This window comes from Bradyrhizobium yuanmingense, assembly GCF_025200905.1.
Classification (GTDB): domain Bacteria; phylum Pseudomonadota; class Alphaproteobacteria; order Rhizobiales; family Xanthobacteraceae; genus Bradyrhizobium; species Bradyrhizobium yuanmingense.
On record NZ_CP104173.1, the window covers coordinates 1,709,968 to 1,730,437 of the forward strand.

At 65.4% G+C, this 20,470-nt stretch carries 19 protein-coding genes, 3 pseudogenes and 1 riboswitch; of the genes and pseudogenes, 5 read left to right on the forward strand and 17 right to left on the reverse strand.

The genetic code is table 11. From position 1 onward, the window contains the following. The first annotated feature begins 71 nt into the window (after positions 1-71). Entirely contained in the window at positions 72-617 is a 546-nt protein-coding gene (locus N2605_RS07995) for an HD domain-containing protein (RefSeq protein WP_260346250.1), read from the forward strand. A gap of 14 nt (positions 618-631) precedes the next feature. Here the strand turns inward: N2605_RS07995 and N2605_RS08000 are convergent, their stop codons facing one another. Further along, a complete protein-coding gene (locus N2605_RS08000; protein ID WP_260346252.1) occupies positions 632-1,279 on the reverse strand; it encodes a glutathione S-transferase family protein in 648 nt (215 codons plus the stop codon). Between the two features lie 214 nt (positions 1,280-1,493). Then, entirely contained in the window at positions 1,494-2,006 is a 513-nt protein-coding gene (locus tag N2605_RS08005) for a mismatch-specific DNA-glycosylase (protein ID WP_225115098.1), read from the reverse strand. 44 nt (positions 2,007-2,050) lie between these two features. On the opposite strand from N2605_RS08005, the gene N2605_RS08010 reads away from it, so the two are divergent. Next, positions 2,051-2,605 (forward strand): DUF4262 domain-containing protein, encoded by a 555-nt coding sequence (locus tag N2605_RS08010; RefSeq protein ID WP_109144706.1) that lies wholly within the window; start codon positions 2,051-2,053, stop codon positions 2,603-2,605. Between the two features lie 95 nt (positions 2,606-2,700). On the opposite strand, the gene thiC is transcribed toward N2605_RS08010, so the two are convergent. From thiC to N2605_RS08040, 6 genes are all read right to left on the reverse strand, one after another. Then, positions 2,701-4,599, reverse strand: a complete 1,899-nt coding sequence (thiC, locus tag N2605_RS08015; protein WP_225146906.1) for a phosphomethylpyrimidine synthase ThiC — start codon at positions 4,597-4,599, stop codon at positions 2,701-2,703. A 171-nt stretch (positions 4,600-4,770) separates the two neighbouring features. Further along, on the reverse strand, positions 4,771-5,379 hold the full coding sequence (locus tag N2605_RS08020; protein ID WP_036013245.1) for a thiamine phosphate synthase: 609 nt from the start codon (positions 5,377-5,379) through the stop codon (positions 4,771-4,773). Continuing rightward, entirely contained in the window at positions 5,366-6,148 is a 783-nt protein-coding gene (locus N2605_RS08025; RefSeq protein ID WP_057026960.1) for a thiazole synthase, read from the reverse strand. Before N2605_RS08025 ends, N2605_RS08020 begins: the two co-directional genes overlap by 14 nt. A gap of 169 nt (positions 6,149-6,317) precedes the next feature. Continuing rightward, positions 6,318-6,515, reverse strand: a complete 198-nt coding sequence (gene thiS, locus N2605_RS08030; RefSeq protein WP_260346253.1) for a sulfur carrier protein ThiS — start codon at positions 6,513-6,515, stop codon at positions 6,318-6,320. Further along, on the reverse strand, positions 6,506-7,516 hold the full coding sequence (locus tag N2605_RS08035; protein ID WP_260346254.1) for an FAD-dependent oxidoreductase: 1,011 nt from the start codon (positions 7,514-7,516) through the stop codon (positions 6,506-6,508). Before N2605_RS08035 ends, thiS begins: the two co-directional genes overlap by 10 nt. Then, positions 7,504-7,632: riboswitch (TPP riboswitch) on the reverse strand. It overlaps the preceding gene by 13 nt. 170 nt (positions 7,633-7,802) lie before the next feature. Beyond that, the gene (locus N2605_RS08040; protein WP_260346255.1) at positions 7,803-8,366 is read right to left on the reverse strand and encodes a lytic transglycosylase domain-containing protein; all 564 of its coding nucleotides are present in this window, start codon (positions 8,364-8,366) and stop codon (positions 7,803-7,805) included. Positions 8,367-8,596: 230 nt separating this feature from the next. Between N2605_RS08040 and N2605_RS08045 the strand changes: the two genes are divergently transcribed. After that, complete coding sequence (locus N2605_RS08045; RefSeq protein ID WP_036013259.1) at positions 8,597-8,797, forward strand: hypothetical protein; 201 nt, start codon at positions 8,597-8,599, stop codon at positions 8,795-8,797. Here the strand turns inward: N2605_RS08045 and N2605_RS08050 are convergent. Both N2605_RS08050 and N2605_RS08055 read right to left on the reverse strand, forming a co-directional pair. Further along, positions 8,798-9,688, reverse strand: a pseudogene (locus N2605_RS08050) (ATP-binding protein); the annotation flags it as partial. Further along, a pseudogene (locus N2605_RS08055) lies at positions 9,672-10,391 on the reverse strand (response regulator); the annotation flags it as partial. The pseudogenes N2605_RS08055 and N2605_RS08050, both read right to left, overlap by 17 nt. A 179-nt stretch (positions 10,392-10,570) precedes the next feature. Between N2605_RS08055 and N2605_RS08060 the strand changes: the two are divergent. Both N2605_RS08060 and N2605_RS08065 read left to right on the forward strand, forming a co-directional pair. Then, positions 10,571-11,100, forward strand: a pseudogene (locus tag N2605_RS08060) (hypothetical protein). A 211-nt stretch (positions 11,101-11,311) separates the two neighbouring features. Next, entirely contained in the window at positions 11,312-11,839 is a 528-nt protein-coding gene (locus tag N2605_RS08065) for a PRC-barrel domain-containing protein (protein ID WP_036013268.1), read from the forward strand. Positions 11,840-11,911: 72 nt separating this feature from the next. Here the strand turns inward: N2605_RS08065 and N2605_RS08070 are convergent, their stop codons facing one another. The 7 genes from N2605_RS08070 to N2605_RS08100 form a co-directional block, all read right to left on the reverse strand. After that, positions 11,912-12,742 (reverse strand): ABC transporter permease, encoded by an 831-nt coding sequence (locus tag N2605_RS08070; protein ID WP_036013270.1) that lies wholly within the window; start codon positions 12,740-12,742, stop codon positions 11,912-11,914. Further along, positions 12,739-14,001 carry an ABC transporter permease gene (locus N2605_RS08075; RefSeq protein WP_036013273.1) on the reverse strand — a complete coding sequence of 421 codons (1,263 nt, stop codon included), beginning with the start codon at positions 13,999-14,001 and terminating at the stop codon, positions 12,739-12,741. Before N2605_RS08075 ends, N2605_RS08070 begins: the two co-directional genes overlap by 4 nt. A 208-nt stretch (positions 14,002-14,209) precedes the next feature. After that, complete coding sequence (locus tag N2605_RS08080) at positions 14,210-15,259, reverse strand: ABC transporter substrate-binding protein (RefSeq protein ID WP_036013275.1); 1,050 nt, start codon at positions 15,257-15,259, stop codon at positions 14,210-14,212. A 64-nt stretch (positions 15,260-15,323) separates the two neighbouring features. Then, on the reverse strand, positions 15,324-16,433 hold the full coding sequence (locus N2605_RS08085) for an ABC transporter ATP-binding protein (RefSeq protein ID WP_036013299.1): 1,110 nt from the start codon (positions 16,431-16,433) through the stop codon (positions 15,324-15,326). A gap of 330 nt (positions 16,434-16,763) precedes the next feature. Continuing rightward, positions 16,764-18,326 carry a DUF4403 family protein gene (locus tag N2605_RS08090; RefSeq protein WP_036003399.1) on the reverse strand — a complete coding sequence of 521 codons (1,563 nt, stop codon included), beginning with the start codon at positions 18,324-18,326 and terminating at the stop codon, positions 16,764-16,766. A gap of 241 nt (positions 18,327-18,567) precedes the next feature. After that, on the reverse strand, positions 18,568-19,206 hold the full coding sequence (locus tag N2605_RS08095; protein WP_036003402.1) for a Vgb family protein: 639 nt from the start codon (positions 19,204-19,206) through the stop codon (positions 18,568-18,570). Between the two features lie 29 nt (positions 19,207-19,235). Further along, the gene (locus tag N2605_RS08100) at positions 19,236-20,456 is read right to left on the reverse strand and encodes a helix-turn-helix domain-containing protein (RefSeq protein WP_260347427.1); all 1,221 of its coding nucleotides are present in this window, start codon (positions 20,454-20,456) and stop codon (positions 19,236-19,238) included. Positions 20,457-20,470 lie beyond the last annotated feature (14 nt).

The following is a 20,470-nucleotide window of genomic DNA, read 5'->3' on the forward strand; positions in this document are numbered from 1 at the left end:
CGCGATCCTCTGGTCCGGGAGATGACGATGGCCATCAACAAGGACAAGATCGACGACGCGAGACTTCGCCCATGACCCGCGACGAATTGGTCGCTGCCTATGCGGCGCCCGGCCGCCACTATCACAATCTCGCGCATATCGAGGATTGCCTGGCGGCGCTCGCGCGGATCGATGGTCTCTCGGTCGCCGAGCGCGAGACGTTGTCGGAAGCGATCTGGTGGCACGATGCGGTCTACGATCCGACGCGGACGGACAACGAGGAGCGCAGCGCGGAGCTTGCCGAGCAGCACGTCCGCGCCGAGCTTCGCCAGGAGGTCGGCCGCCTGATCCGCCTGACGAAAACGCACGACGTTCCCGCCGACGATCGCCTCGGCGCGATCCTGATCTCGATCGACCTCAGCATTCTCGGCGCCGATCCGGCCCGCTACGACGCCTATGCCGCCGCGATCCGCCGGGAGTTCAGCCATGTCGCCGAGGGCGAGTATCGCCCAGGCCGCGCCCGCGTGCTACGCCGCTTCGCGGCACGCGAGGTCATCTTTCCCGATCCGGCCTTCGCCGCGACCTTTGACCGCCAGGCCCGTGCCAACCTCGCCCGCGAGCTGGCCCAACTGAGCTGAAGCGGCTAACCGGGCTACGAACGCGACGCGGCCGTGAACACCGCCCGCTGCGCCTCGAACGCCCGCCTGAATGCCGGCCGCGCCTCGCCGCGCGCGACATAGGCGGCGATATCAGGATATTCGTCGAGCAGGCCTGACGTATTCAGCCGCCGCAGCACCGTCACCATCATGAGATCGCCGGCGCTGAAGGCGCCATCGAGCCAGTCGGCTTTACCAAGGCGGCGGGACAGTTCACTGAGCCTGATGCGCACGCGCTCCTGCAAGCTCGGCAGGCGCTCGGCGTGCCAGCTCCTGTCGCGCTCGAACAGCATGGCCATGGTGAGATCGACGATCGGCGGCTCCATTGTGCTCAGCGCGGCGAACATCCATGCGATGGCGCGGCTGCGCGCGTTGGCATCCATTGGCAGCAAGCCATCATGGCGTTCGGCGATATGGAGCACGATCGCGCCGGATTCGAACAGGGCGAGGTCGCCATCCTCATAGGTCGGGATCTGTCCGAACGGATGCAGCGCGCGATGCGCCGGCTGTTTCATCGCGGCGAACGAGACGAGGCGGACGTCGTAGGGCTGCCCGACCTCTTCCAGCGCCCAGCGCACCCGCATGTCGCGCGCGTGGCCCTTGCCGCGGTCGGGGGAGGATTCGAAGGCGGTGATGGTGGGCATGGGGGACTCCATGTGCGTCGCGCTTGGTCCGGAGGACGATTGGCGGAGACGGATTCCGACACTCGTCTTGTAGGGTGGGTTAGCCGTTTCCATACGCGGTCCATCCCCACGGGACGGGGCAAGGCGTAACCCACCACGTCTGCGTCCGCGGCGACAGAAGTGGTGGGTTACGACCGGCGGACTGCGCTTCGCGCATCCGCACGTCTAACCCACCCTACGCAGCGATCCACTTGGCTAACTCCCGCCACGGCTCCAGCGTCCAATGCCCGGACGCAGCTCCTGATGGCGAGGGCAGCACGAATGTCTCCGGCCAGCTCCCATCCGACGGCTGGCGCCCCAGCGCAATCGCAGCCGACGGCCTGCCGTAAAACAAGCTCGCCGCCCTCTTGCTCGTGAACGCAATCGTCCCCGGTCGGTACTTGTCCATCTTCGCCCTGAAGCCCGGCACGTCGATCGTCTCCGCCGCGATCTGGTGATCCATTCCGGCGCCCGTCTTGCAGAGATCGGTGAAGCCGATCCCGAGCTCGATCAGCGACGCGAACTCGCTCGGCTGATAGCGCCGTGGCGTGATGCCGGCCTCATGGATCGCACGCCAGAAGCGGTTGCCGGGATGGGCGTAATAGTGTCCGACCTCCGCCGAGCGCGTCGAGGCGGCGGTGCCGACGAAAACGAGGCGGAGGTGGGGACGGAGCTGATCGGGGAGGCGGTGGAGCTTGCTATCGGACAAAATCACTTATCCGTGGAGTTGTAGCCGGCAGGAGCGTCAGCGATATGCTAGCGACAAAGACCCCGGATGTCGCTACGCTCGTCCTGGCTGCGCTTGTTTCATCTGGGTTGAAAATGCAAGATCAGTTCGAATGGCCCGAGCCCGAGCACGAAGCCGATAAAGTCATTTTGCGCAACGTCCGCAATCACGGCTGCCATATCACGGGCATACCAGATGCAAATCCACCGTTTGCATTTTCAATTGGTCTGCATCTGAACTATGGTCATCCCGAACTCATCATTTTCGGCCAGAGAGCCGAAACGGCGCAGGCCATCATCAACCTTGTCCGTGACCGAGTGCAATCCGGCCATAAATTCGTCGACGGCGATGTCTCCGATGATTTGCTGGAGAACGGCTACAAGCTCGGCTTCTGGGAAGTGCCGTTCGTGGCCTATCCCGAATATCTCGGCACGGCGATCTGGTTCTACTGGAAATCGCGGCGTGCATTCCCCTGTCTGCAGGTCATCTGGCAGGACGTCAATCGGCGCTTCCCTTGGGAAGTGGAATGTTTGCCCGCGGTCAAAGAGGACCAGCCGTTATTGAAGAAGAGGATTTCTTAAAGCGAGTTTCGAAGAAAAAGCCGGGCTGTCGGCCCGGCTCCTCTTTTTTCGGATGGATGCCCGGGTCAAACCCGGGCATGACGAGGAGAACTCTCTCACAACACCCGATTACTCTCCTTCACCTTCTCCGCATCCAGATACAAGCTCTCGCCCATCTCCTTGAACTTGGCGCTCATCTTCGCCATGCCGTCCTCGGCCGTGCCGCTCATCGACATCCCCACGCTGTTCGGATCGTTTAGCGTCGCCGCGTAGTCGCGCACGTCCTGCGTGATCTTCATCGAGCAGAATTTTGGGCCGCACATCGAGCAGAAATGGGCGACCTTGTGGGCTTCCTTCGGTAGGGTCTCGTCGTGAAAGTTCTTCGCCGTGTCCGGGTCGAGGCCGAGGTTGAACTGGTCGGTCCAGCGGAATTCGAACCGCGCGCGGGAGAGGGCGTCGTCGCGCAGTTGCGCGGCGGGGTGGCCCTTGGCGAGGTCGGCGGCGTGGGCGGCGATCTTGTAGGTGATGACGCCGGTCTTGACGTCGTTGCGATCGGGCAGGCCGAGATGCTCCTTCGGCGTGACGTAGCAGAGCATGGCGCAGCCGAACCAGCCGATCATGGCGGCGCCAATGCCCGAGGTGATGTGGTCGTAGCCCGGCGCGATGTCGGTGGTCAGCGGCCCCAACGTGTAGAACGGCGCCTCGCCACATTCCTTGAGCTGCTTGTCCATGTTGATCTTGATCTTGTGCATCGGCACGTGGCCGGGGCCTTCGATCATGACCTGGCAGCCCTTGTCCCATGCGATCTTCGTCAGTTCGCCGAGCGTCTCCAGCTCCGCGAACTGCGCGCGATCGTTGGCATCCGCGATCGAGCCTGGACGCAGGCCGTCGCCGAGCGAGAACGAGACGTCATACTTGCGCATGAGGTCGCAGATCTCGTCGAAATGGGTGTAGAGGAAGCTTTCCTTGTGATGCGCCAGGCACCACTTCGCCATGATGGAGCCGCCGCGGCTGACGATGCCGGTGACGCGGCTGGCGGTGAGGTGGATGTATTGCAGGCGCACGCCGGCGTGGATGGTGAAATAGTCGACGCCCTGCTCGCACTGCTCGATCAAGGTGTCCTTGTAGAGCTCCCAGGTCAGCTTGACCGGATCGCCGTTGCACTTCTCCAGCGCCTGGTAGATCGGCACGGTGCCGATCGGCACCGGCGAGTTGCGCAGGATCCATTCCCGCGTGGTGTGGATGTTGCGCCCGGTCGAGAGGTCCATCACGGTGTCGGCGCCCCAGCGGATCGCCCACACCATCTTCTCGACCTCTTCCTCGACCGAGGACGTCACCGCCGAGTTGCCGATATTGGCGTTGATCTTGGTGAGGAAGTTGCGGCCGATGATCATCGGCTCGAGCTCTGAGTGGTTGATGTTGGAGGGGATGATGGCGCGGCCGCGCGCGATCTCCGAGCGCACGAACTCCGGGGTGATGAAGGCGGGCACCGAGGCGCCAAAACTTTCGCCGTCGGCGAGCGCGGCTTCGGCGCGCTCGAGTTGCTGCTTGCGCCCGAGGTTTTCGCGCTCCGCGACGTAGATCATCTCCTTGGTGATGATGCCGGCGCGGGCGAATTCGAGCTGGGTCACCTTGTGGCCGTCGAGCCCGCGCAGCGGCTTGTGATAGGCCGAGAAGGCGCGCGCGGCCTTGTCGGTGGAGACGCTGCCATTGTCCTCCGGCTTGATCTGCCGGCCCTCATATTCCTCGACGCCGCCGCGCTCCAGTACCCATTGCTTGCGGTTGCGCGCCAAGCCGGCATTGACGTCGATGGTGACGGAGGGGTCGGTGTAGGGCCCCGACGTGTCATAGACCGGCAGGTTCGGCTCGCCCGCGCCTTCGGACAGGATGATCTCGCGCAAGGGCACGCGGATATCCGGCGCGGCGTCGGGTGTCGCGAAGATTTTTCGCGAGGAGGGCAGGGGGCCGGTGGTGACGGCGGGGACGGTTTTGTCGGGGTTGGAGCGGATGTTCATGGGATCCTCCGGTTTAATTCGTTTGCATTGGCGCCGAGACGACGCTGGTGAATTCTTGCTCCGTCATTGCGAGCGCAGCGAAGCAATCCAGAAATGCATCCGCGGAAGCAGTCTGGATTGCTTCGTCGCAAGGGCTCCTCGCAATGACGAGTGGAGGGAGCGGGGCGATCATCACGCCGCCTCCTTCGAACCGTCGAGCCATTGCCGCACGCGGGCATCGGGGTCGGGGTTTTGGGTGACGTCGGAGACAACAGCAATCGAATCCGCGCCTGCGGCAAAGATCTCGGCGGCGTGCTCGAACTTGATGCCGCCGATGGCAACCAGCGGGATGGTGCCGATGCGCTGCTTCCATTCGGTGATCTTGGGAATGCCCTGCGGCTCGAAGCGCATCGATTTCAGGGTCGTGAAGAAGATCGGGCCGAGCGCGACGTAGTCGGGCTTCGCCGCCAGCGCGGTCTCAAGCTCGGCGTCGTCATGGGTGGAGATGCCGAGCTTGAGGCCGGCCTCGCGGATAGCGCCGAGATCTGCGTCTGCAAGATCCTCCTGGCCGAGATGCAGGTATTGTGCACCAGCAACGATCGCTGCGCGCCAATAATCGTTCACCACCAGCTTGGCCTGCGTGTCCTTGGTGATGGCCAGCGCGTCGGTGACGATCTGCAGCGCGTCGGCGTCGTTCAGCTCTTTGGCGCGCAGCTGGATGGTGCCGACGCCGAGCTTGGTCAGGCGTTCGACCCAGGCCAGGCTGTCGACCACGGGATAGAAGCGATCAGGATACGGCATGCCAGAACGGGGTCCCAACGACAGGGGTGGAGGGCGAGGCGAAGTCGCGGGCGTTCATCAGCCCGGCCTCGTAAGCGGTGCGGCCGGCCTCGCAGCCGAGGCGGAAGGCGTTCGCCATCGCGACGGGATCGGCGGCCTTGGCGATGGCGGTGTTGAGCAGCACGGCGTCATAGCCGAGCTCGAACGCCTGCGCGGCGTGGGAGGGCGCCCCTAAGCCGGCGTCGACCACCAGCGTGATGTCGGGCAGCCGCTCGCGCAACAGTTTTAGCGCATCGCGGTTGGTGATGCCCTTGGCGCTGCCAATCGGCGCGGCCCACGGCATCACCACCTTGCACCCCGTTTCGACCAGGCGGCTCGCGACCGAGAGGTCCTCGGTGCAATAGGGGAACACTTCAAAACCGTCCTTGATCAGGATGCCGGCGGCTTCGACCAGGCCGACGACGTCAGGCTGCAGCGTGTCGTTGTCGGCGATGACCTCCAGCTTGATCCAGCTTGTGCCGAACAATTCGCGGGCGAGCTTGGCCGTCGTCACCGCCTCGCGCACGGTGCGGCAGCCGGCGGTGTTCGGCAGCACGGTGACGTCGAGCTCGCGGATCAGCTTCCAGAACGCATCGCCGGTCTTGCCGCCGGCAGATTCGCGCCGCAGCGAGACCGTGACGATGTTGGCACCGGAGGCGCGGATCGCCTCTTGCATGATCGCAGGCGAGGGATAGAGCGCGCTGCCGATCAGCAGGCGGGAGGCGAAGGTTTTGCCGTAGAAGGTCACCATGTGGGTGTTTCCTCGATTCAGGCTCTCTCCGCCGTCATTGCGAGCGAAGCGAAGCAATCCAGAGATTCATCCGCGGAGACACTCTGGATTGCTTCGTCGCTGCGCTCCTCGCAATGACGGAAAGAACCCTGAACGGGCGGCAGATGGAAGGCGCGCTCCGTCATTCGGCTCACCCTCCCTGCCGCGGCGTGATGATCTCGATCTCGTCGCCGGCTTTCAGCAGCGTCTCCGCCCAGCGGCTCTTCGGCACGACGTCGTAATTGAGCGCGATGGCGAAATGGCTGCCTTCGTAGTCGAGCTCGGCGAGCAGCGCGTCCACGCTGGCTGCGCTGACCTCGCGCGGCTCGCCGTTGACGATCAGGAGCATTGCATTACCTCGTTGTCGATCTGGCCGCGCTCGACATAGGCGAGCGTCAGCTCGGCGAGCGCAGGCGCGATCAGGAAGCCGTGGCGGTAGAGGCCGTTGACGCTGATCTTGCGATCGCGAATGCCGATGCGCGGCAAATTGTCGGGAAAGGCGGGACGAAGCCCCGAACCGAACTCGACGATGCGGGCCTCGCCGAACGCCGGGTGCACCGTATAGGCCGCGCCCAAGAGCTCCAGCGCGGAGCGCACGCTGACGCCGGTGTCTTCGGCCTCGATCGAGGTCGCGCCCAGCATGAACAGGCCGTTCTCACGCGGGATCACGTAGAGCGGCCAACGCGGATGGATCAGCCGCACCGGGCGCGCCAGCTGCACCTCGTCCGTCTCGATCAGGATCATCTCGCCCTTGACGCCGCGAAGCTCGCTCTGCTCGTCGCGGGCACCAAGGCCGCGGCAGTCGATGACGATGCCGTCTAGCTCGTTCGCGGTGACGTCGCTGCAGAACTTGATGGTGCCGCCGGCAGCCTTGATGCGCTCGTGCAGCTGCGGCAGCACGCGGCGCGGCTCGACATGGCCCTCGGCGGGGAAGAACAGCGCGTCGCGGAAGCGGCCCTCCAGCGACGGCTCGAGCGCGGCAAGGCCGGCGGCATCGAGCCGGCGGTGATCCGCGGTCATGCGCGCAAACCGCTCGAAATCGTTGCGCTCGCGCGGGTGGGCGACGACCAGCGAGCCATTGAACGGTGTGTCGGGCAGCTCGCGCCGCCAGAGATCGAGCGAGCGCAAGCCCAGGCGGCTGATGATGGGCTCGGCGATCTCGGCCTCGCAATAGGGCGCGAGCATGCCGCCGGCCCAATGGCTGGTGGCATCCGTCATCGCCTCGTCACCGCGCTCGTGCAAGGTGACGGCATGACCGGCCTGCGCGAACAGCAACGCCTGCCAGGCGCCCGCGATGCCTGCGCCGATGATGGATACCGGTGAATCCGGTCGCTTGATGGTCTGCAACATCCCTGTCCCTTCGCCGGCATGACCCGGATCAGGTTCAAAGGGTCACCGCGGTCCTGGGCGGTATTGCCCATTTAGCGGTATCTCAGCTCCTCCTCGGAGCACCCCTCGGAACGGTGGTAATGTATGCCAGCAGGATGGGGTGGTCAACGCGGTAACAGTCGTCATGCCCGGGCTTGTCCCGCCTGCGCGGCCAAAGCCGCTTCGGCGAGGCGAAGGCCCGGGCATCCACGTTCTTGGCGCAGATGCAAGACGTGGATGGCCGGGTCAAGCCCGGCCATAACGGAGATCAATGAGCGGGAACCTGCGCCCGCGCGTTACGGACGCGCTGGGCGAGCTTCCTGTGGGTCGGAGCGGCGAACATCGGCTGCGGGTTGCCGTTCGGCTCGAGCCAAGGTTGGCCCATAGTGCCCTGACCCATGGTCTCGCCGGCATTGGCGACCTGGACGGCCTCCTGCCGCTGGCGCTTTGCAGCGTAGTAATAGCCGCCCGCGAAATAACGCACGGCTCGCGCGTGATCGCCATTGGCGGCGCGGTAGGCGCCGGCGAGGTATTTCACAGCGTAGGTGAGGTTGGTGTTGGGATCGCGCAGGCCGGCGGCATCGCCGGTGTAGCCGACCCCGCGCGCGGTCGCGAGCTTGATCTGCATCAGCCCGATAGTGCCGCCGCGGCCGACCACATGCGGTTGATAGCGGCTTTCGCGCATGATGACGCGATGCACCAGCGCTTCCGGCACGCCGTTGGCGCGGGCATGGGCGGCCACCATCTCGGCATACTCGGCTTGCCCGGCGAAAGCGGCCTGCGGCAACGTCAATCCGGCCGCGAGCAACGCGACAGTTCGTAAGATTTTCATCGAAATATTCCTCGGCATAACGGACCCGCGCCCGAGCGCGTTAGGCCGTGGGAACACGGCGATGATGTGGCGAAATGTCACCAACGGCGATTTTCGCCGGCTCGTCGCTTTTGCGACTTAAACCTGGGTTAAGCTCGGAGCTGGTGGAGCGCCTTACGCGACAGCGGGTCTGTCCATTTCGCGCATTCGCCCAACAATCGCTAGTCAAAGCCAGCACTCGGGAGACGTCCATGACCCCTGCAGACATCGACGACATTCCCAAGCAGAACCCTTGTGCACAATGTGGCACACCGATCCCGTTCCCTGACTGGATCGAGCCGGGCGAAGGCCGCGTCTCCTATCTCTGGACCTGCCACGCCTGCAATTACCGCTTCGAGGCGGTGGCGATCTTCCCGCACGAGGCGATCGAGCACCCGCCGCTCGCGGCTTGATCAGGCGGCAAGGCGCGGTGCCTGCGAGACCGGCAATCGCATCCGCACGATCAGGCCGCGCGGGGCGCGGTCATGCAGCGACAGCTCGCCGCCGTGGCCGAGCGCGATTGCGCGCGCGATCGACAGGCCGAGCCCGAAGCCGGTGGAGTAGTCCATGGTGCGCGCGTCGTCGCCGCGCACGAACGGCTCCAGCATCTCCTGCTTGCGCGCATCCGAAATGCCGGGGCCGTCGTCCTCGACGTCGATGACGAGCATGGTGTCCGAGACGTCGAGGCGGATCGTCACCTCGGCGCCGAAGCGCACCGCGTTCTCGACCAGGTTGGTGACGCCGCGATGCAGATCGTCGGGCCGCGCGGCGGCGGTCGCGGACGCCGGCCCGACATAGTGCACGACATGGCCCATGTCGCCGAACTGATCGGCGACGAGCTGGAGCGTGCTGGCGATGTCGACCAGCGTCACCGCCTCGACCTTGCGGTCGTCGCGCAAGAGCGACAGCACCGATTCCAGCATCGCGCGCATCTGGTCGAGATCCATCAGCATGCGCTTGCGGTTGGCTTCGTCCTCGATGAACTCGGCGCGCAGGCGCAGCCGCGTGATCGGCGTGCGCAAATCGTGGCTGATCGCGGCCAGCATCCGCGTGCGGTCCGACATCAGCCGCACGATCCACTCGTGCATGCGGTTGAGCGCGCGCGCCACCGCGCGGATCTCCTCCGGGCCGCGCTCGGGCAGCGGCTCGGCGGCGCCCTCGAGGCTGAAATTCTCCGCCGCCGCGGCGAAGGACGACAGCGGTCTCGTCAGCGCGCGCGCCGCCCACAGGCCGAGCACGGTGACGCAGATGAAGGCGCTCATCAGTGCCATCAGCCAGGGCGCGCCAGAGAACAACGGCCGCGGGCGTGAACAGATAGCCGCCGGAGCGCACCGTCTTGATCAGGGTGGGATCGGCCGGATTGGGCTCGATCTTGCGGCGGATGCGGCTGACCAGCACGTCGATGGAGCGCTCGAACGAGCCGGTGCTGCGCCCCTGCGTGAGGTCGAGCAGGCTGTCGCGCGACAGCACGCGGCCGGGCCGCTCGCAGAACGTGCGCAGCAGGTCGAACTCGGCGCTGGTCACCGCGACGCGCGCGCCTGCGGGATTGCGGAGCTCGCGCAAGCGCAGATCGATGCGCCAGCCTTCGAAGGTGAGCGCGGAGGCACCTTCGACCGAGCTCGCCGCTTGCGCGGCCGCCTGGCGACGCAGCACCGCGTTGATGCGGGCGAGCAGCTCGCGCGGGTTGAACGGCTTCGGCAGATAATCGTCCGCGCCCATCTCGAGGCCGACGATGCGGTCGACGTCCTCGCCGCGCGCGGTCAGCATGATGATCGGCGTCTGGTTTTCGGCGCGCACCTTGCGGCACAGGCTGAGGCCGTCCTCGCCAGGCAGCATGACGTCGAGGATGATGAGATCGACGCGGTGGTCGGCCATAGCGCGCGACATCTCGCGGCCGTCGGCGACGGCGGTGACGTTGCAGGCGTTGTTGCGCAGATATTTCGCAATCAGCGTCCGGGTTTCGCGGTCGTCCTCGACGACCAGGATGTTGGGATTGGGAATGGCCATGGACCTTGTTTGTCCAAAATTCCGGCCAAAAGGCGAAGATTTTTGTTTCGAATTGTTTCTACCGGGCGGTCAGCAACGGACGGCAATCGCCCCACCGCCGAGCGGCAAGCTCTCGTTAAGGCCGTTAACCATACCGTGGCGTGGTCCGCGGCGAAACCCGCAAAACGAAGGGAGCCATCATGACCTCGATCTCGGCGGCCTCCGCCGGCAGCTATCAATCGCCACTGCAACGGCTTCAGCAGGAATTGCAGTCGCAAGTCTCCGCCGGCACGATCTCGTCGTCGGACCAGTCCGCGCTCTCGACGGCGCTGACGGATATCGACACGGCGCTCCAGCAGAGCCGATCGAGCGGCCAGTCGAGCGGCGCGCCTCCCTCCAAGGACGAGATGCAGTCGAAGATCGAGGACCTCCTCTCGAGCGAAGTGTCGAACGGGACGCTGATCTCCGAAGAGGCCGAGGAGCTGAAAAGCGTGTTTCAGTCCGCCTTCGCGCGTGGACTAGGCGGTCCGCCGCCGGACGACGGCTCTTCGGATTCGACGACGACGGATTCGACGAGCAGTAGCTCGACGGACCAGACCACCGCCGAGATCCTCCAGCAATTCCTCCAGGCGCTGCAGCAATCGCAATCGTCAGCCTCCTCCTACGGTGCCAATGGCGCTCAACCGGCAATTCGAGCCTCGCCGCGCTCCTGATCGACTACAAGAGCTGACCTCGGCGACGCCGGGTCAGCGAGGTCCTCGCCGCGGTCCTGCCTTGCCCCAATGCGCATGATCCTCGGCGGGGAACCGTGCACCGCAAAATGTTCCTGAGTGACGCAGGAACAGTTCGCGCATGGCGCGACGAAATTGCGGCGCGCACGGAACTGCGCCCGATCAGAGCGGTTTTCTCCGCACGAGTTTTCTGTGAAGGAGAGGACAACAATGTTGATGAAATCGATCGTCACCGGCCTCGCCGGTACCGCGCTACTTGCGACCGTCGCAATCGCGCAAACGCCGCCCGCCGCCACCACCGACAAGGCGGCCCCTGCGGCCACCGCAACGACCACGACGGCTTCCGGCCAGTGGCGTACCTCGAAAATGGATGGCCTGAAGGTCTACAACGAGGCCAACGAGAACATCGGCACGATCAACGACCTGCTGATGGACAAGAACGGTGACATCAAGATCGCCGTGATCGGAGTCGGCGGCTTCCTCGGCATGGGCGAGCATCTGGTCGCCGTGCCCTACGAGAAGCTGAAGTTCGTCAACGAGCCCGTCGCCTATACCGGCACCGGCGCGAACACCGGCGCCCGGCCCGCCGGCACGACGACCGGCGCTGCGACCGGTACCGACAGGCCTGCCGCGACCGCATCGACGTCGTCCGCGTCAAAATGGTACCCGGACCACGCCGTGTTCAATGCCAGCAAGGACGAGCTGAAGAACATGCCGCAGTTCAAGTACGCGGAGTAATGCGGCTCGCGTAACTGCCTGAACGAAGCGCGCCTGGTTTTCACCGGGCGCGCTGTCATGTCTTTAACTTCCTCAACCCCCGCTGCCCTTGAGCCGTTCATTGCGTCGGCGCAGGGCTTCCAGGGTGGCGAGCAAGATGACCGAGACGGTCGTCAAGATCACGGCCGCTGCCGTGATGGTCGGGCTGATGTTCTCGCGGATGCCGCTGAACATCTCGCGCGGCAGGGTGCGCTGCTCGGGACCCGCCATGAACAGCACGATCACCACCTCGTCGAAGCTGGTTGCGAACGCGAACAGCGCGCCTGATGCCAGACCCGGCAGGATCAGCGGCAGGATCACGCGACGGAACGCGTAGATTGGCGAGGCGCCGAGCGAGGCGGCCGCGCGTGCCAGATTAGTGTCGAAGCTCTGCAGCGTCGCCCCGACCGTGATCACTACGAAGGGCGTCGCCAGCGCGGTGTGAGCCAGGATCAGGCCGAGATAGCTGCCGGTCAGCCCGATCGGCGCGAAGAAGAAGTACAGGCCGACCGCGGTGATGACCCCGGGCACAACCACCGGCGACAGCACGAAGGCCAGCACGAGCGGCTTGAACCGGCTCTTCCACTGCGCCAGCCCCAGCGCGGCCAGCGTGCCGAGGACCATGGACAACAGCGTCGAGGCGACGCCGATGATCACGCTGTTCTTGAGCGAGTTCATCCAGCGCGGCGAATTGACGAAGTCGTCGTACCAGCGCAAGGAAAGGCCCGGCAGCGGATAGGTGAGGTACGAGCTGGAACTGAACGACAGCGGCATGATCGCAAGGATGGGCGCGATCAGGAAGATGAACACCAGCGTGGAGACAACGATAGTCGCGGTCCACGCGATGCGCTGGCTGGGGGTGCGCAAGGAGGAATTGTCGCTCAATTCTTCATCCCTCCCGTGACCTGCTGGCCCTGCACCAGCTTGCCGTAGACGAGAGCGAGCAGAACGGTGGCGAGCAGCAGCACCGCGCCCAGCGCCGAAGCAAGGCCCCAATTGGCCGTCTCGGTCGTGTAGAGGGCGATGAAGTAGCTGATCATCTGGTCGGCGGCGCCGCCGACGAGGGCCGGCGTGATGTAGTAGCCGAGCGCCAGGATGAAGACGAGCAGGCTTCCCGCGCCGATGCCAGGCAGGGTCTGCGGCAGGTAGATCCGTAGGAAGGCGGTGAGGGGCGGTGCACCGAGCGAAGCGGCGGCACGCATGTAGGCGGGCGAGATCGCCTTCATGCTGCTGTACAGCGGCAGGATCATGAACGGCAGCAGAACGTGGGTCATGGCAACGCAGACGCCGAAGCGGTTGTAGATCAGGCGCAAGGGTGCGTCGATGATGCCGAGCCAGAGCAGACTATCGTTCACGACGCCCTTGCTCTGCAACAGGACGATCCAGGCGCAGGTGCGAACCAGGAGCGACGTCCAGAACGGCAGCAGCACGAAGATCATCAAGAGGTTCGACCGGCCGGGCGGCAGCGTCGCCAGGAGGTAGGCGACCGGAAAGCCGAGAATCAGGCAGAGGGCCGTGACAGCGAGGCTGATGAGGAAGGTGCGGAGGAAAATGTCGCGGTAGATGGCCTGATCCGGTGGTGCGGCGACGATCGCGCCGTCGGCGTTTCGCGTCAGGTCGAGCGCGGCGAGCAGGTAGAAGCCGGTGATCGGGCCGCCGGCGTCCTTGATCGTGGTCCAGGTGGCGCGTTCGCGCCAGGCGGGGTTGATCCTGCCCAGCGTCTCCCTGGCCGTACCGGGCTCAGGCACCGCCTTCAGATTGCGTCCTGTGCTGGTCAGGATCGTGCGGAAGCCGTTCAGCGCGTAGTTGAGCCGTTTGGCCGCAATCGCAAGGGTGCCGGCGGCGCGCGCCGCCAGGATGTCGCTTGCAAGCGCCGCATAGGCGTTTTCATCCGGCAAGTCCTTGCCGTCCCAACTGGCAAGAGCAGCGACCGTTTGCGGCAGGACCTGACGCACCTCCCAGTCCTCGACCGAGCGCCACAGCATGCCGGCGATGGGACCTGCGAAGGTGAAGAGCAGAAACAGCAGAAGCGGCAGGACCAGCGCCAATGCCTTGACCTGGCGTGTCCGCTCCGCACGCCTCAATCGGCGTTTGAGCGGCACCTCAGTCTTGTTATCGGCGCCGAGCGCGGGCGCTGCTGTCATGGAGAAAGCCTCTTGGAGCAGCCTGAGCAAGCGCCTCGTCCTTCGAGACGACCGCTTCGCGGTCTCCTCAGGATGAGGCTCATTGACATTGGTGCCAGTAACGTCGCTGCCACAGACTCAGACCTTCATCCTGAGGGCCCGCCGTAGGCGGGCGTCTCGAAGGATGCGCCACGGGCGAGTTGTCCGCGCGCACCTCTAGCTGCTCCCGCTATTTCGCGGCCCATTTGTTGAAGCGCTCGGTCAGGCGGTCGATGTTCTCGAGCCAGAAGGCCACGTTGATCTCGACCGCGTTCTTGATGTTGTCAGGCGCCGTCGGCAGGTCCTTCAGGACGGCGGGCGCGAGCCGGCCGGCGGCATCCTTGTTCGAAGTGCCATAGGCAATGTTCTCCGACAGCTTGGACTGGTTCTCCGCCTTTCCGACGAAGTCCAGGAACTTGTAGGCCGCATCCTTGTTCGGGCTCCCCTTCAGGATGACCCAGCTGTCGAGGGTGAAGAGCGCGCCGTCCCACACCATGCCGAAGTTCTTCTTCTCGTTCTTGTTCGCGGTGTCGATGCGGCCATTGTAGACCGAGGTCATCGCCACCTCGCCGGAGGCGAGCAATTGCGGCGGCTGCGCGCCGGCCTTCCACCAGACGAGGTCGCCCTTGATGGTGTCGAGCTTCTTGAAGGCGCGCTCGATGCCTTCGTCGGTCGCCAGCACCTTGTAGACGTCCTTCGGTGCGACGCCGTCGGCCATGAGGGCGATCTCCAGCGTGGTCTTCGGGCCCTGGCGCAGCGCGCGCTTGCCCGGAATCTTCTTGGTGTCGAAGAAGTCGGCCCAGCCTTTCGGGGCCTCCTTCAGCTTGTCCTTGTCGTAGCCGAGGACGAAATCGTAGAGGATGGCGCCGACCCCGCAAGGATTGACCGACGGCGGGATGTAGGCGGCCTCGCCGCCGATCTTGGAATAGTCCAGTTTCTCGAACAGGCCTTCCTCGCAGCCGACCGCGAGCTCATCGCTCTCGACCTGGACGACGTCCCAGGTGGCGGCGCCTCCCTGCACCTTGGCGCGCAGCACGCCGACGCCGCCGTCCCAGGATTCGTCGTTCATCGCGATGCCGGATGCTTTCTTGAACGGCTCGAAATAGACCTTCTTCTGGGCCTCCTGATACGCGCCGCCCCACGAGACGACAGTGAGGTCACGCGCTTCTGCGACATTGGTCAGCGCGACACCGGCGCCCAGTGCCGCGGCGAAACCCAGAGCAATCTTGCGCTTCAGCATGGTCTTCGTTCCTTCTTCATGTGAGTTGCGTTGACATCGAGTGTTCAGCTTTGCCGCCGACGGATCAGACGGGATCGAGGGCGAGGCAGTCCTCCGGGCGGAAAGTGATGAACACGCTTTCGCCGTGTCTTAGGCCGTGATGCGCTGCCGGCTGAAGCTTGACCATGAACTCGGCGTTGCCGGCCACATCCAGCACGGCCAGCGCGTGGTCGCCGAGATAGATGGTGTTCTGCACTTTTGCCGGCAGCCGGTTCGGTCCCTCACTGGAATTGCCATTGGGAATTATTGCGACACGCTCCGGCCGCACCGACAGAGAGGTCGATGCGCCTGCGCCTGACACGTTGACCGCCCGTGCGGCGACTGTGCTGCCACCGGCCAGCGCGACGCGGCAATAATCCCTCTCCACGGTTTCCACGGTGCCGGCGAGCACATTGTTCTCACCGATGAAGTGGGCGACGAAGCTGTTCACGGGATGCTCATACAGCGCGTCGGGGCGGTCGATCTGTTGCACGATGCCGTCGTTGAATACGGCGATGCGGTCCGACATCGTGAGCGCTTCGCTCTGGTCGTGGGTGACATAGACGATCGTGATGCCCATCGTCTCGTGCAGCTGCTTGATCTCCAGCTGCATCTGCTCCCGCAGCCGCTTGTCCAGTGCGCCCAGGGGCTCGTCCATCAGCACGAGCTGCGGATTGAACACCAGCGCGCGGGCCAGCGCCACGCGTTGCTGCTGACCGCCGGACAATTGCCCGGGCCGCCGGTGCGCAAAAGTTTCCATCTTGATCATGCGCAGCGCCGCGCTGACGCGCTCTTGCGTCTCCGCCTTGCTCGACTTGCGAACCGAGAGCGGGAAGGCGATGTTTTCCGCGATCGTCAGGTGCGGAAACAGCGCGTAGTTCTGGAACACCATGCCGATGTCGCGCCTGTGCGGCGGCACGTTCTTGATCGGCCGCTCGCTGAGGTAGATCTCGCCATGGGTCGGCACCTCGAAGCCGGCCAGCATCATCAGCGTGGTCGTCTTGCCCGATCCCGACGGGCCGAGCAGGGTGATGAATTCGCCCTTCCTGATGTCGAGGTCGAGGTTCTTCACCACGAGATGCTCGCCATCATAGGTCTTTTGAATGCCGGAAAAACGCACCAGCGCCGGCGCAGGCGTGACCATGCCGGCTTCCATGTTGTCCTCGCGTTGTCCCCTACAATGCGCGTGCGAGATTAGCATCCTGCAGCGAGAATGCCAGCGGCGCAAGCGACGAGGAATTGTGCGGGTCCGGCGAGTGGCGGGACAACCGCCTCTGACGGGTGGCGGCGCCTGCACGCACGCCTCGTCCTTCGAGACGGCGCTTGCGCGCCTCCTCAGGATGAGGCTCATCGGCGTCCGTGCTCGTTGCAACAGCTGCCGCGCACTCCGCCCTCATCCTGAGGAGCCCGCCCAAGCGGGCGTCTCGAAGGATGGCCGCAGGGAAGAGCTCTCACATGCGACGGCCCTGCGATGCGCAGGGACGCGCTACATCCCCGACAGCTTCGTCACGAATACGTTCAGCGAGCCGCCGGCTTCCGCGACCACGCGCAGGGTCTTGGAATCGAAGGCGATGTCGGCGAGAGTGAGGCTGTCGATCCTGGCCTCGACCTTGAGGCCGTCCTCGCTCTTCTGGTAATCGGCGATCGCGGCGGCGATCTTCTCGCGGGCGTTGGCGGCGATCGGCTTCAGATCCAGGGTTGCCCTCTGCAGCAGCGCCTGCTGCATCTGCGGGACGACGGCGCGGGCGGCGGCACCCAATAGGCCGAAGGCGGCCTCGGATTCCAGCGCGAGCTGGATGTCGGTGAGCCGCAGCGTCTGTTGCGCCTGGTCGAGCACCGGCCGGCCCCAGATGTGCACATTCGCCTCGGCGCCGAGGCCGAACCAGCTCTTCTTCTCCTTGGCGCGCACCAGAAGCGAGATCAGCAGTTGGTCGCCCGACGGGATGACGTTGGCGCTCTTGACGGTGACGTCGACCGGGCCGGAGCCGTCCTCCGGATAGGTGCGGCCGACCATCTGCGCTGCGATCAGCTTGTTGATCTCGGTGAAAGGCACGTCGATCGGCACGCCGATACTCACGCCTGTGCCGGTCGGCGGCACGATCGAGATCTTGTCGGGGAACGGACAGTCCGGCTTGGTCGGCGTCGAGGTCACGCGTGTCTCGGCTTCGAGGCCGAGCAATAAGGTCACGGCCTGCGCATCGACGCGCGGCTGCGCCGCGATCGCGCGCACCGGCTTCATCTCGAGCCAGAGCGGCGGCAGCGAGGAACCCGAGCCTTGCAGCGGGATCGAGCGGCAGGCCTTGATCCATTGCGCCTTGGCATTCTCGCGCAGGCTGGGATCGTTGCGGATGCGCTCGGAGACGGCGTTGATCTGCTCGCCGACGGTCTTGTCGATCAGCGGCTTGACCTGCGCGGGCACGTTGACCTTGGCGCCGGCGACGTTGAGGTTGGTGTCGCCGAGATTGACCTGGGCGCCGAGATTGGGCTCCAGATACCAGGCGGCGGCGAGCTTCGGGCGCGAGGTGACGACGACGTTGCCCTTGATCTCCGCGCTCGCGTTCAGGTTCTTGATGTTGACCGCGCCGATCCGCTTCGCGGCGTCGCCGCCGAGCACGCTGCCAAGCGCATCGCCAAGCGCGCCTGTGGCCTTCGACGACAGAGAGCCGGTCACGTTGAGCTTGCCGGTGAGCGGGGTCGAGATCGTCAGCACGTCCTTGTCGCCGGCTGCCGCCATCGGGCCCCGGGCGGCGGACCAGCCGATATCGGCATTCTCCAGGATCTGCGAGATCGGGTTGTCGGCCTTGCCGGCGAAATTGCGCGGCGCGGCCTTTTCGGCCTGCTCGCGGATAGCCGACAGCGCGATGGCGACCGGCGCGATCACGATGGAGCTCTTCGAGGCCGGCGGCAGCGGCTGCAGCTGAGCGACCGGCGGCGCCGAATCCGTCGCGCGTGGCGCCAGCAAGTCCATCGCCTTCAGGCTGATGAAGAACGACGCCGCGAGCACCGCGACACCGATCAGGATAGTCTTCAGATTCCACGTCAGACGCATCAATCCCCCAAGTCGCCCCGACGGGGATTCTACAGGGCGGGCGAGGAGGGCGCTAGAGCGCACCCGTTGGGTGGAATTGGGGCGAACAGGTTACGGATTGTGAACGCGCCGTCGGCGTGCCGTCACGCCAGACCCAAGGACTAAAGCGCGATGCGATTAGGATGAATCGTCATCGCGCTTTAGGTTGTTGTTTGAGCATGATCTTTTCGGAAAACCGCTTCGCACTTTTCCGGATCATGCTCTAGCTTTGCCGCGGGCGCCGGACCGCTCTCACCTTGCCGCGATTGCCTCCGCCGCAGAAGAAACGGTCACCGCCGTCCGATTCCAGGCCTGACACGATCGTGCCGGCGGGCATGTCGATCTGCTCGATCACTTGTCCCGTTTCCGGGTCGATCCGACGCAAATCGCTCTGTTCGTTCTCCCAGGTGCCGTGCCAGAGCTCGCCGTCCACCCAGGTCACCCCGGTCACGAAGCGCTTGCTCTCGATGGTGCGGAGGATCTTCCCCGTTTCGGGATCGATCTGATGGATCTTGCGGTCGCGATACTGCCCGACCCAGAGCGAGCCCTCGGCCCAGGCGAGGCCGGAATCGCCGCCGCCGCCCGGCGCCGGAATGGTGCCGAGCACCTTGCCCGAAGCCGCATCGATCTTCTGGATGCGGTCCTCGGCGATCTGGAACAGGTGCCGTCCGTCGAACGCCGTTCCCGCATGCGCGGCGACGTCGATGGAGCGGTCGATCCTGCCGTCGGCCGGATCGAGCGCGTTCAACTTGTCGCCGGAAGCGAACCAGACGCGCGTGCCGTCATAGGTGACGCCATGCACGGCCTCGACGCCTGGAAAGGGTCCATACTCCGTGACGATCTCGGCGGCTGAACGTTTCATGTGCTTGCTCCCTGTGCTTAACGCGCATCCTACGTCTTCAGGAGCGGCGTGGGGAGTAACAAGCCTGTCGGGAAACCCGGAACGGGCGGCGTCATCCAGCGGCGCGCCCGTCCGTGTCCGAACGACTGCACCTTGCCCGACCGCGCCAGCTCCTCGAGCGCGCGCTGCACGGTGCGCGGACTGATGCGAAGCGCAAGCGCGAGCGCCGAGCTCGACCATGGCTCGCCGTCGGTAAGAAAGGCGAGGACGGCGGCGTGCTTCTCCTCAACGGGCCGCGCCAGCACGAGGACGTCGCGCGTCTTCCGCGGCGCCAGCACGAAGCCCTGCTTCGTCGCGCTGATATCGGCCAGCGGCGCGAGCTTGGTGCGGAGTCGTCCGATCTCGACGCGCAGGCGCGCGCGGTGCGATTCGTCGGCGTGCCTGGCTTGAAAGGCGCCGGATATCAGCGTCTCGCGCGAGACATCCGCAGGCCATGCCTGCGCCAGGAGACGCGCGAGCGCGAACAGCACGGGACGCGTTCCAAGCGACACCGCGACGCCTTGCCTCCGCACGACGTGATGGAAGGTATCGACGACGAGCGCCGTCGAGGTCGCCAGACGTTCGACCTCTCCCAGCAACAGCGGATGTTCGCTGCCGCGGGCGATCAGGCGTGCTGCCGGCGTGTCGAGGATCAGGCTCGCGCTGTCGACCTCGGCCACGAGCGCCGGAATGGCTGCAAGGCGCGCCGCGTGAGCCGCGCGGCCGAGCGCCGTGCGCGCGTCGTTCGTTCTGAGCCGCCTGATGGCGATGCCGGCGAGCACGAGCTCGCGGACGACCTGCGACGCGGGCGGGAGCATCGCGGGACGGACTTCGGCGAGGGTGCGCTCGGCCTCGTCGAGGCGCCCGACCAGAAGCAGGCGGCGCGCCTCGACATGGCCCGCATGGGCGGCATTGACGAGATCGCCGTGCTGTTCGAGCGTCGCGCGTGCCGCGGCGAGCGTCTTCACCGGCCAGTTCAGATCGCGCGAGACCAGCGCGATCTCGGCTTCGGCCACCAGGCATCTTGCGCGTGCCACCGCCTCGCGCGGACCGAAGGCGCGCGCGGCGGTGCGCAGCAGCAACTTGGCCTTGGCGAGATCGCCCAGCTGCGCCATTGCGATGCCGCGCAGCGCCAGCGACGGCGCATCGTTGCGCAGCGCGACGCGGTTCAGGGCGCCGAGCGGATCACCGGCCTCTAAGGCGCGCGCAGCGGCAGTGATCAGCGATTCCATGTCAATCCCGCCAC

Bases quoted from the DNA above. Each gene is read 5' to 3' on its own strand.
- N2605_RS08045 (WP_036013259.1), top strand. From the start codon at position 8,597: ATGACCCCTGCAGACATCGACGACATTCCCAAGCAGAACCCTTGTGCA.
- N2605_RS08010 (WP_109144706.1), top strand. From the start codon at position 2,051: ATGCTAGCGACAAAGACCCCGGATGTCGCTACGCTCGTCCTGGCTGCG.
- thiC (WP_225146906.1), bottom strand. From the start codon at position 4,599: ATGAACATCCGCTCCAACCCCGACAAAACCGTCCCCGCCGTCACCACC.
- N2605_RS08000 (WP_260346252.1), bottom strand. From the start codon at position 1,279: ATGCCCACCATCACCGCCTTCGAATCCTCCCCCGACCGCGGCAAGGGC.
- N2605_RS08035 (WP_260346254.1), bottom strand. From the start codon at position 7,516: ATGTTGCAGACCATCAAGCGACCGGATTCACCGGTATCCATCATCGGC.
- thiS (WP_260346253.1), bottom strand. From the start codon at position 6,515: ATGCTCCTGATCGTCAACGGCGAGCCGCGCGAGGTCAGCGCAGCCAGC.
- N2605_RS08020 (WP_036013245.1), bottom strand. From the start codon at position 5,379: ATGCCGTATCCTGATCGCTTCTATCCCGTGGTCGACAGCCTGGCCTGG.
- N2605_RS08090 (WP_036003399.1), bottom strand. From the start codon at position 18,326: ATGCGTCTGACGTGGAATCTGAAGACTATCCTGATCGGTGTCGCGGTG.
- N2605_RS08085 (WP_036013299.1), bottom strand. From the start codon at position 16,433: ATGGAAGCCGGCATGGTCACGCCTGCGCCGGCGCTGGTGCGTTTTTCC.
- N2605_RS07995 (WP_260346250.1), top strand. From the start codon at position 72: ATGACCCGCGACGAATTGGTCGCTGCCTATGCGGCGCCCGGCCGCCAC.
- N2605_RS08025 (WP_057026960.1), bottom strand. From the start codon at position 6,148: ATGGTGACCTTCTACGGCAAAACCTTCGCCTCCCGCCTGCTGATCGGC.
- N2605_RS08075 (WP_036013273.1), bottom strand. From the start codon at position 14,001: ATGACAGCAGCGCCCGCGCTCGGCGCCGATAACAAGACTGAGGTGCCG.
- N2605_RS08040 (WP_260346255.1), bottom strand. From the start codon at position 8,366: ATGAAAATCTTACGAACTGTCGCGTTGCTCGCGGCCGGATTGACGTTG.
- N2605_RS08100 (WP_260347427.1), bottom strand. From the start codon at position 20,456: ATGGAATCGCTGATCACTGCCGCTGCGCGCGCCTTAGAGGCCGGTGAT.
- N2605_RS08080 (WP_036013275.1), bottom strand. From the start codon at position 15,259: ATGCTGAAGCGCAAGATTGCTCTGGGTTTCGCCGCGGCACTGGGCGCC.
- N2605_RS08095 (WP_036003402.1), bottom strand. From the start codon at position 19,206: ATGAAACGTTCAGCCGCCGAGATCGTCACGGAGTATGGACCCTTTCCA.
- N2605_RS08065 (WP_036013268.1), top strand. From the start codon at position 11,312: ATGTTGATGAAATCGATCGTCACCGGCCTCGCCGGTACCGCGCTACTT.